This is a genomic window from Moorena sp. SIO2C4 (assembly GCF_010672485.1).
GTDB classification, from domain to species: Bacteria; Cyanobacteriota; Cyanobacteriia; order Cyanobacteriales; family Coleofasciculaceae; genus Moorena; species Moorena producens.
In genome coordinates, this window is the sequence record NZ_JAAHGN010000195.1 from 1 (window position 1) to 9,038 (window position 9,038).

Annotated in this window: 10 protein-coding genes; 6 read left to right on the forward strand and 4 right to left on the reverse strand. The window is 44.2% G+C overall.

Translation table 11 applies throughout. The annotated features are described in order from the left end of the window. Positions 1-388 precede the first annotated feature (388 nt). Entirely contained in the window at positions 389-763 is a 375-nt protein-coding gene (locus F6K20_RS12880; RefSeq protein ID WP_165691884.1) for a winged helix-turn-helix transcriptional regulator, read from the reverse strand. Between the two features lie 135 nt (positions 764-898). Here F6K20_RS12880 and F6K20_RS12885 point away from each other — a divergent pair, with 135 nt between their 5' ends. From F6K20_RS12885 to F6K20_RS12900, 4 genes are all read left to right on the forward strand, one after another. Beyond that, positions 899-1,516 (forward strand): NAD(P)H-dependent oxidoreductase, encoded by a 618-nt coding sequence (locus F6K20_RS12885; protein WP_008184635.1) that lies wholly within the window; start codon positions 899-901, stop codon positions 1,514-1,516. 38 nt (positions 1,517-1,554) lie between these two features. Then, positions 1,555-2,274, forward strand: a complete 720-nt coding sequence (locus F6K20_RS12890) for a glutathione S-transferase family protein (protein ID WP_008184637.1) — start codon at positions 1,555-1,557, stop codon at positions 2,272-2,274. 537 nt (positions 2,275-2,811) lie between these two features. After that, the gene (locus tag F6K20_RS12895; RefSeq protein ID WP_008184639.1) at positions 2,812-4,575 is read left to right on the forward strand and encodes a mechanosensitive ion channel domain-containing protein; all 1,764 of its coding nucleotides are present in this window, start codon (positions 2,812-2,814) and stop codon (positions 4,573-4,575) included. Positions 4,576-4,675: 100 nt separating this feature from the next. Next, the gene (locus F6K20_RS12900) at positions 4,676-5,368 is read left to right on the forward strand and encodes a CPBP family intramembrane glutamic endopeptidase (RefSeq protein ID WP_008184641.1); all 693 of its coding nucleotides are present in this window, start codon (positions 4,676-4,678) and stop codon (positions 5,366-5,368) included. 207 nt (positions 5,369-5,575) lie between these two features. On the opposite strand, the gene queD is transcribed toward F6K20_RS12900, so the two are convergent. Continuing rightward, on the reverse strand, positions 5,576-5,998 hold the full coding sequence (gene queD / locus F6K20_RS12905; RefSeq protein ID WP_131827399.1) for a 6-carboxytetrahydropterin synthase QueD: 423 nt from the start codon (positions 5,996-5,998) through the stop codon (positions 5,576-5,578). A 388-nt stretch (positions 5,999-6,386) separates the two neighbouring features. On the opposite strand from queD, the gene fumC reads away from it, so the two are divergent. Then, positions 6,387-7,781, forward strand: coding sequence for a class II fumarate hydratase (gene fumC / locus F6K20_RS12910; protein ID WP_008184647.1), 1,395 nt, complete (start codon positions 6,387-6,389; stop codon positions 7,779-7,781). A gap of 177 nt (positions 7,782-7,958) precedes the next feature. Here the strand turns inward: fumC and F6K20_RS12915 are convergent, their stop codons facing one another. Beyond that, the gene (locus F6K20_RS12915; RefSeq protein WP_287263787.1) at positions 7,959-8,177 is read right to left on the reverse strand and encodes a hypothetical protein; all 219 of its coding nucleotides are present in this window, start codon (positions 8,175-8,177) and stop codon (positions 7,959-7,961) included. Between the two features lie 108 nt (positions 8,178-8,285). On the opposite strand from F6K20_RS12915, the gene F6K20_RS12920 reads away from it, so the two are divergent. Then, entirely contained in the window at positions 8,286-8,606 is a 321-nt protein-coding gene (locus F6K20_RS12920; protein ID WP_287294913.1) for a hypothetical protein, read from the forward strand. Here F6K20_RS12920 and F6K20_RS12925 read toward each other — a convergent pair. Then, on the reverse strand, positions 8,586-8,807 hold the full coding sequence (locus tag F6K20_RS12925) for a hypothetical protein (protein ID WP_287294915.1): 222 nt from the start codon (positions 8,805-8,807) through the stop codon (positions 8,586-8,588). The two genes, F6K20_RS12920 and F6K20_RS12925, sit on opposite strands and share 21 nt — an antisense overlap. Positions 8,808-9,038: the final 231 nt, after the last annotated feature.

Consider the following 9,038-nt stretch of genomic DNA (forward strand, 5'->3'; position numbering starts at 1 on the left):
AATTTATTCCTAGCAATCTTTTTGTTTGTTTAGGATTTTTTTGGATGTAGTTCCAAGTGTAGCTCATGGTTTTTGAGGTTGATAAAAGTGATTAATTTTATCTTATTTTACCATAAGTTTGTTTTTTGGAGAGGTCTAAAGACGTGCCTGTAATTCTCGGACACATGAACTTTTTCGCGGAATTCAACGTGTGTTTTTATCGGCACCAGTTAGCTTTTGAGGTTTACCCAAGATAAAAACCAATTAATAGTATGACAAAATATAGCATTTTTATTTGAGATGTAAACATAGGATTGATAGAAAAAGCGATACAGCGATGCATCGCTACTCTCGACTCCCATTAACCCCAAGGGCGGGTTACCTCACCGAATTGAGAACTGCTAAAAGATTAGATATTATATTCCTCTGCCCATTTCTTTAGCTCCTCCAGAAATCTGAGGGCTGTTCGACCAAAATCTGTGATTTCATAGGCCACAGCAATGGGCTTGGTACTGATGACGTTACGCTTGACTAAGCCCGTATCCTCCATTTCTCTTAGCCGCTGGGTCACCATTTTTTTGCTAGCTCCGCCGATCTGGCGCGCCAGATCGTTGAATCGCATCGGGCCATCCTTGAGATGCCAAAGAATCGATCCTTTCCATTTGCCACCCAAAATCCTCATTCCACGCTCGATTGGACAGGGGCTGAGACAGGGGTCAATGGCTTTCTTGATGCGATCGCTATCGCTATTGGTTTTGATGTCGATATCGCTATCTGTTTCCATGTCCATGACGGAACTCATTTTTTATACCTGGTTACTAAACGTATACTAGTTGACTATAGTAACTTTAATTTTTACCATGAAGCAATACATGAAGCAATAACTGTACACATTATCTGATGGGGGGAAGTAATAGTCATGAAAACTTTGCTTTTGATTTTGGGCAAAGAGACTAAGGAGTTCGCCAAAGGCCGCTACAATCAAGGTCTTTTCGAGATAGCGGTGGAAATATTGAAAGCTCAATACGAGCTACTCACCACTGTTGTGGAAGAAGACTACAACATTCCAGAGGAGATTGCGAAATTCAAGCAAGCTGATGGGGTAATCTTTCAGTACCCAGTGTATTGGTTCATGATGCCGTCAATCCTGAAGCGTTACATAGACGATGTTTACGCCTATGGTGAGTTTTTCGGGCACAGTGATGGCTCATACGGATCGGGTGGCCTGATGAATGGCAAGAAATTCATGCTGTCTACTACATGGAATGCGCCCGCCGATGTTTTTAATAATCCCAATAGTTTCTTTGAAGGACGCTCACTAGAAGAGGTGCTGCTGCCCATGCTTAAGAGTCATGAGTTTTGTGGCTTCGAGGAATTGCCCCATTTCGCTTGCTACAACGTGATCAAAAATCCACAATTTGACGCTGACCGAGACCGATACATCAGTCACCTAAAGATGGTGTTTCTTGACTCCGCCCATGATTTAGGTGTTGAAGTAGCAGAGCCTCTGTCTGCTCAGTGCTCTAAAGCTCATTAAAACTTATTCTTAGTCAATATCTCATCCAAAGAAAAATCATGACCAAACAAGCTGAAATTCATCTCTACACCGCATCGACTATGAACGGATGGAAGCCGCTGATCTTTCTTGAAGAAGCAGAAGTGGACTATGAGATGACCTATATTGACTTTTCCAAAAAAGAACAAAAGTCAGACTGGTACAAATCTCTTAACCCTAACGGGCGTATTCCGACCATCGTGGATCGTAGCAACGACAATTTTGTTGTTTTTGAGTCGGGTGCAATTCTTTGGTATCTAGCCGAGAAATATGGGAAGTTCCTTCCCGAGGGGGAAAAAGCCCGATCCCAAGCACTTCAGTGGCTGATGTTTCAGATGAGTGGCATTGGACCGATTATGGGTCAGGCGATGTACTTTCAGCGGATTGCTGAACCTCAAGGGCATCGTGATGAATTTGCCATCAAGCGCTATGGGACAGAATCACGCAGGCTGCTGGAAGTCTTGGATCAGCAGCTTGAGGGGAAAACTTACATCCTTGGCGATGACTTCACGATTGTAGATATGGCCACTTATCCTTGGGCACGAGCTTATTACTGGGCGAAAGTATCAGTGGATGGGCTGAATAACCTTCAAGCCTGGTTTGACCGTATTGATGCCAGACCTGCAACTCAACGTGCACTAGAGCTCCCCAAACCTTTTCCTGCCTTTTTTGGTAAAGGGGATGTGGCTGCGGCAGAAGCTGCTAATTCCGCACGTTTTCAAAGTGATGTTAAACCATAAGCCATGGATGATGGAAACAAAAATTAACACTCGGGGAAATAAAAATGTGATAACATCCTAGTCGTTGATCAGGCAAGATTGGGCAAAGCAAAATTTTTGTCCAAGGTGTTTGTTTGCCAAAAATGTTGGTAAACAATAAGCACATCCCTTGATTTGATCCCATAAAAGGCTATTTATATATTGTTGACTATTTAAAGTAAACTGTTAAATGTTAACTATGGATTGCCCCGGGATCTTAATTTCTTGGTTAGATAGAGAGAATTATAAAGGGATAAATTCTGTCAAAATTCCCCCGAATAGTTGGGGAAAATTCAGCTCCTATCCTGTTCTCATCTGCCCCCCTCAGTCTAAATCGAGCAATGTTACAGCCCTGCCGATTTTCGGGTGGTAAGGTCGGGAGCAACTGTTGACAGTTAACGGTTAACACTGAACAGTGAAAAAAACTATACACCTTACATCTTCTTTGATTAACACTGAAAAGTAAACCAAACTGTACAGGTCACATCGTCATTAACGTCTTATCAACACCAAAAACTAATGATTCGTTACCGACAAAAGAAAATTAGCATTTTGTTTGGGAGTCTCTTAATCCTTGGGACATGCTGGTTACCTGTCCAAGCTCAACAAAGCACTAATGCACCCAATCAGAAAGCAGTTACAACTGCAGATCCAACTATTCCGATTGAGGAGCTAGAGCTAATGCTCAAGCCCTTGACATTAGATGAGCTGGAGGGTGAAGCTAAAGGGTGGATGTTCTTGCTTAAAACTAAAGTTAAAGAACTCAGCGATGCGGAAATTGCTGTCAAGCGCAAAAATCGAGAGCTTGAACAATCTAAGGAAGCTGTTGATGCCCTAGAAGAGGCCAAAGAAGCTCTTGAGGAAGCGACAGAAACTAAAGAAAAAATAGAGACTGAGGCATCACCATCAGGTCGGGTTGAAGCTAATGACGCGGCGGAAGAAGCAAAGGAAGCTCTCGAAAAAGCTCAGAAGTCAGTAGAAGAAGCGGTCAAAGAAGAAGAAAAGACCCAGCAGGATAAAACCTTGCAGGGGGCAATTGATAAAGCAGTTGAAGGTACGGAAGAGGAGAAAGATAAAGCCAAAACCTCAGACGAGGAAGTTGCTAAGGTTCAAGAGCAGATTGGGACAATTAGCAACAAAGTCGTTACGGATGAACAACAGCAGAAAAAGACTGAACAGGGACTGGAAAAAGCTCAAGAAAAGATAGAAGAAGCGGTCGAGGCCAAGACCGAAGTTAAAAAGCAAGTACTGGTAAACATCACGAAACTGCGGGATGAACGGGCTGGTTTGAGCGAACGCTTTGAGGTGGTACTTGAAGAGCTGGAAACTAAAGGTGGTGATGTCGAGTTGTACAAAAAATACGTCAATGCCATCAGTGGGATTAAGGTTGACGTAACCGACACTCAAGGAACCTGGATTACCATTGTTGGCTGGCTCCAGTCTAAAGAAGGAGGTCAGCGCTGGGCCAATAACATTGGCAAATGTCTAGGAATCATTGCTGGCTTTAGCATCCTCTCGGTGATCTTAAGTACAGTCCTCGAGAAATCTTTGGGGATGTTCCCGAATATCTCAGTTATGCTGGGTCAGTTCTTGGTTACTCTAACCCGCCAAGGATTATTTGTGGTGGGTATTCTTGTAGGGATTACTGCCCTAGAGGTCAGTATTGGACCACTGATCGCTATGATTGGAGCTGCTGGTTTTGTGGTAGCGTTTGCGTTCCAAAGTACCCTCGGTAACTTGGCCAATGGGTTAATGATTTTACTCTATAAACCTTTCGATGTGGGGGATACCATTGAAGTAGCTGGGGTAAAAGGAAAGGTTCAAGATGTCAACTTAATTTGCACTACCATCAAGACTTCTCAAAATAAAATTATTATTGTGCCGAACAACTCAGTCTGGGGTAACGTTATCGAGAATGAAACCATTAGCCCCGTCCGCGCTATCTTTATTACAGTTAGGATCAGCTACGCCAATAGTATTACTGAAGCGATCCAAGTTCTTAAGGATATTGCCAACTCCCATCCTTTAGTATTGGAAGACCCTGGACCTTGGATTGATACCGGTGAATTGGCTGAATATGCTGTTAACATTTGGTTTATGGTATATACTAAAAGAGAGGATTACTGGACAGCCTATTGTGACCTCAGACAAATTATCAAAGAAAGATTTGAAGAAGAGGGAATTGTGATCCCACTGCCGAGCCAGGAAATATACATTAGCGAAACTATGGCTAAGGAAGAGGGCAGTATGGCAAAAAGGTTTAAAGACATGACGTTATCCTAGCTATACCCTTAGGAAAGTTGTACAACTGGCACAGAACGTACCGATAGTTTGCAGCAAAGCTTCTAGCATAACCAATAAAGTTACCACCGGAGAATTTTCAATGCTCAAGACTGACTCTGGTAAAAATCCACTATTGGCTTTGCTACTGCTAGTTCCTGCTGGGAGTATCGGTATAGCAATGGCACTATATATTGCTCCAGGATCATTAGGGCAGGCAATATTCTCATTTTGCAAAGTCTGGTTACTAGCACTGCCTCTTGCTTGGTTTTTCTGGGTGGATCGTGGCAAGTTACGTTTATCCTTGCCGAAGGGACAGGAGTTGTTGACTGGAACTATTTTGGGACTGGTGATGTTTGGGATCATCCTTGGGGCTTATTGGCTTTTTGGTCAGCACTGGATTGATCAGACGGATGTTCAAAGTCAAGCCCAAGAAGCTGGCATAACTAGTGCATACATTTATGTACTCGGGGCGATGTATTGGACTTTTATTAATGCCTTCCTGGAAGAGTATATCTGGCGTTGGTTTGTCTGGAGCAAGTGCCAGATTCTCATCCCCGGACTTGGGTCAGTATTGCTTTGTGCATTGCTGTTTACCCTCCATCACATTATTGCTTTAACCTTTTATACCCAGGATTGGCTGGTGGTCATACTTGGCTCATTAGGGGTGTTCATGGCTGGAGCGGTATGGTCGTGGTGCTATCTAACCTACCGTTCAATCTGGTCTGGTTATGTTAGTCATGTTCTTGCAGATTTAGCGATCGCATTTGTCGGTTGGCAACTCCTATTCGGGTAGCTAAGCTGTTGACTCAGGATAATTATATAGCGTATTTTAAGCTAGTAAGGTACATTTGTTGGCTTTTAGGGAGCAGGGAGCAGGGAGCAGGGAGCATAAATTAGTGAAGTCCGAAGAGGAAAAAGGTAAAATTTTTTGTACCTCATGATGCTAAAAACCGCTATAGCACTACGCCTTCAGATGTTTGACATTACTAAACTCCGAAACTTAGTCATAGCTTACTTCTGACTTCTGACTTCTGACTTCTGACTTCTGACTTCTGCTATATCGCGTACCAGAGGTACAGGTTTCTTGAATTTCAACGGCATACAATCCCGGTAAACCTGCTTCTTCAAGTCGCTCAAAAACCCACTTGGCGATCGCTTCACTAGTAGGATTCTCCAAGCCGGTTGTCTCATTGAGGTAATAATGATCCAAAAAGTTATCCAACAGAGGCTTGAGATAGGTCTTGATATCTCCATAGTCCATTATCATCCCCTGTTTGGAACCCTCCTCAATCAGTTGATTACCTTTGACATAAACTCGCCCCACCCAGCTATGGCCATGTAACCGACTACATTTGCCGTCATGATGGGGAAGGCGATGAGCAGCTTCAAACCGAAACTCCTTGTAAATTAACCATTCTTCCATCATTAATAATTAAGAATTTAGAATTTAGAATTTAGAATTTAGAATTAATAATTAATAATTTAGAATTTATCTTACACTTATTATATAAAAAACTCTATTGAGTTGAAACTAACTATAAGAGGTAATCTATACAAAGATAACAGGTAACAGTCTAAACTAGAGCCGATTGGTCTTGGTTTTTATGATAAATTAAGATTGGTTTTAATGATTGATTTGGAAATCATAATCAAGTTTTAATACAGCCATAAACGATTACCAAAGTTGCTGATATCTATCGCCATTTTAAACATAGCATGAAGTACCATAAAAGCCATGCATCCCTACTCCCTACTCCCTACTCCCCGTGCTATACCATAAACGAAGGAAGCAAGGGGAGTTGATATCACTGATGACTAAGATGCGAACAGAAACCGATAGCATGGGGGAAATCGAAGTTCCTGCTAATCGGTATTGGGGCGCTCAAACTCAGCGATCGCTAAAATATTTCTCGATTGGACAAGACTTTATCCCTCCGGAAGTCATAACAGCGATGGCTATTCTGAAAAAAGCGGCTGCTCTGACTAACTGTGAACTGGGTAAACTACCAGAGGATAAAGCTCAGTTAATCATTGAAGCAGCAACAGAGGTCATCGAAGGCCAGCTAGACGGTAACTTCCCTCTCCGTGTTTGGATGACTGGTAGTGGTACCCAGTGCAACATGAACGTGAACGAGGTGATTGCTAATCGTGCTATTGAACTAGCTGGGGGGGTGATGGGTAGCAAAAAACCCATTCATCCCAATGACCACGTCAATATGTCCCAATCTTCTAATGATACCTTTCCCACGGCCATGCACATCGCGTCAGCGGTAGCGCTTCATGAGGGACTGATGCCCAAAGTCAAGAAAATGCGGGATGCTCTAGAGGAGAAAGCGAAAGCATGGGATAATATAGCAAAAATTGGGCGCACTCACCTTCAAGATGCTGTACCGTTAACCTTGGGTCAAGAGTTTTCCGGTTACGTTGCCCAGCTAGATGCTAATTTAGCACGGATAGACTCTGTGCTTCCTGGCTTATACGAGTTGGCGATTGGTGGAACCGCTGTCGGCACTGGCTTAAATGCTGGCAAGGGGTTTGCTGAAAAGGCTGCTGAGCATATTGCTAAGTTGACCGGCTTGCCCTTTGTGTCTGCTCCTAACAAGTTTGCGGCTCTAGCAGCTCATGATGACATGGTTATGGCTAGCGGTGCCCTGAAAACCCTAGGGTGCTCGTTATTGAAGATTGCTAATGATATCCGTTTCCTAGGGTGTGGACCACGGTGCGGATTTGGAGAACTGAAACTGCCATCCAATGAGCCAGGGTCTTCGATTATGCCAGGGAAAGTTAATCCGACCCAGTGCGAAGCGATGACTATGGCTGCTACTCAGGTGATGGGCTACGATAGTGCGATCGCATTTGCTGGTGCTCAGGGGCACTTTGAGTTGAACACCTTTAAGCCGATGATTGTGTTCAACTTGCTCCAATCTGTCCATCTACTTGCTGACAGCTGCAACAATTTCACAGACTTCCTGCTGAAGGGACTGGAACCGAATCGAGAGAAAATCCAGTATTTCCTGGAACAGTCCCTGATGCTAGTCACTGCTTTGAGTCCAATCATCGGTTACGACAAAGCTGCAGAAGTGGCGCACCATGCTTCTGAGAAGAACCTTACCCTCAAAGCAGCTTGCCTAGAATTAGGCTATGTTTCTGCTACTGAGTTTGACCAGATTGTTGATCCTTACAGGATGGCTTATCCTTTTGATTAGCTTTTTAGGGAGTAGGGAGTAGGGAGTAGGGAGTAGGGGGTAGGGGGAAGAGTGTGGGGAGAGGGGGGAGATTTGTAAATGCTATATTTAGCAATTCCCAATGTCTGTGAAACCTTTGAGTATAAACTGATAAGGAAATGTGTAAGTATTCAGCTATCAGCTCTCAGCTATCAGCTCTCAGCTTTTGAATAAGCGATGCAGAGGTGCGACCCGTGGCGAATTTAATTCGACGACTGTAAGCGCACCTAAGCGGTCTTGGGGGTTTCCCCCACTCGCGCTTTGCATCAAGACAACAAGTAAGCATTGGAATAATGCTGAGTGAAGTCCCAGCATCGTTCGCACAGCGTGGCCATTCGCGTAGCGTGGCCGAAAGGCCAAGGCCAAAGCCTGTGCCAAAAAGCTGTTAGCGTAGCGTGAGCCTAATGCTGACGGCTGACGGCTGTTCGCGTAGCGTGAGCTTTTAGCTCACGGCTGAATGCTTACGATAATATTAGCAATTTTAAAATGTTTGATTTTAATATCCTATGTGATTTCTCCCGTAACCATTGTGTAGCGATCTGTGCCATTTTAGTTCCTGCTAACTTGCTGCTGACCTTGCAAACCATCATTTTCACTGTGATTGGTTATCCCCAAGTTCAGGTGCGGAAAGCTGCTTTAGTTGCGTGCATCCCAGCTTTGGTAATGCTATTCCATGTGTATAGTTGGTTGATGATTGGAGTAGTGATGGCTCCCACCTACATTCTGTTTACTTTAGCAGCTGTCTGCTTAAGTATTAATTTTTGGGCAATAAACTATTATAGTAGATTAGTTTATTCGAGAGAATAGGGAATCGGGAATCGGGAATCGGGAATCGGGAATCGGGAATCGGGAATCGGGAATCGGGAACAGTGCGTAGGGTGCGTTAGGGGCGGACTTGCCCTCATCTTCAACCTTGTAGCCAGCGTTGAGATAGTCCGCCCCGTAACGCACCACTAAGGCAAGAGGCAAGAGGCAAGAGGCAAGAGGCAAAAAATTGGAGTGGTACACAGCTAGTGATTTTAGCTCCCGAAACCTTACGGTGCGCGTTCCCTAGCGCTTTTAAAAAGCGCGGGGTCGCACCGCTACCAGACCTGGGCTAAACCACTACATCTTTATCACTAACCGACTCCCAATTCCCGATTCCCGACTCCCGACTCCCGACTCCCGACTCCCGACTCCCTACTCCCTACTCCCGACTCCCGACTCCCGACTCCCTACTCCCTACTCCCCATCTCCTTA

Coding starts and splice junctions, on each gene's coding strand:
- F6K20_RS12880 (WP_165691884.1), bottom strand. CDS start 763: ATGGAAACAGATAGCGATATCGACATCAAAACCAATAGCGATAGCGAT.
- F6K20_RS12885 (WP_008184635.1), top strand. CDS start 899: ATGAAAACTTTGCTTTTGATTTTGGGCAAAGAGACTAAGGAGTTCGCC.
- F6K20_RS12890 (WP_008184637.1), top strand. CDS start 1,555: ATGACCAAACAAGCTGAAATTCATCTCTACACCGCATCGACTATGAAC.
- F6K20_RS12895 (WP_008184639.1), top strand. CDS start 2,812: ATGATTCGTTACCGACAAAAGAAAATTAGCATTTTGTTTGGGAGTCTC.
- F6K20_RS12900 (WP_008184641.1), top strand. CDS start 4,676: ATGCTCAAGACTGACTCTGGTAAAAATCCACTATTGGCTTTGCTACTG.
- queD (WP_131827399.1), bottom strand. CDS start 5,998: ATGGAAGAATGGTTAATTTACAAGGAGTTTCGGTTTGAAGCTGCTCAT.
- fumC (WP_008184647.1), top strand. CDS start 6,387: ATGACTAAGATGCGAACAGAAACCGATAGCATGGGGGAAATCGAAGTT.
- F6K20_RS12920 (WP_287294913.1), top strand. CDS start 8,286: ATGTTTGATTTTAATATCCTATGTGATTTCTCCCGTAACCATTGTGTA.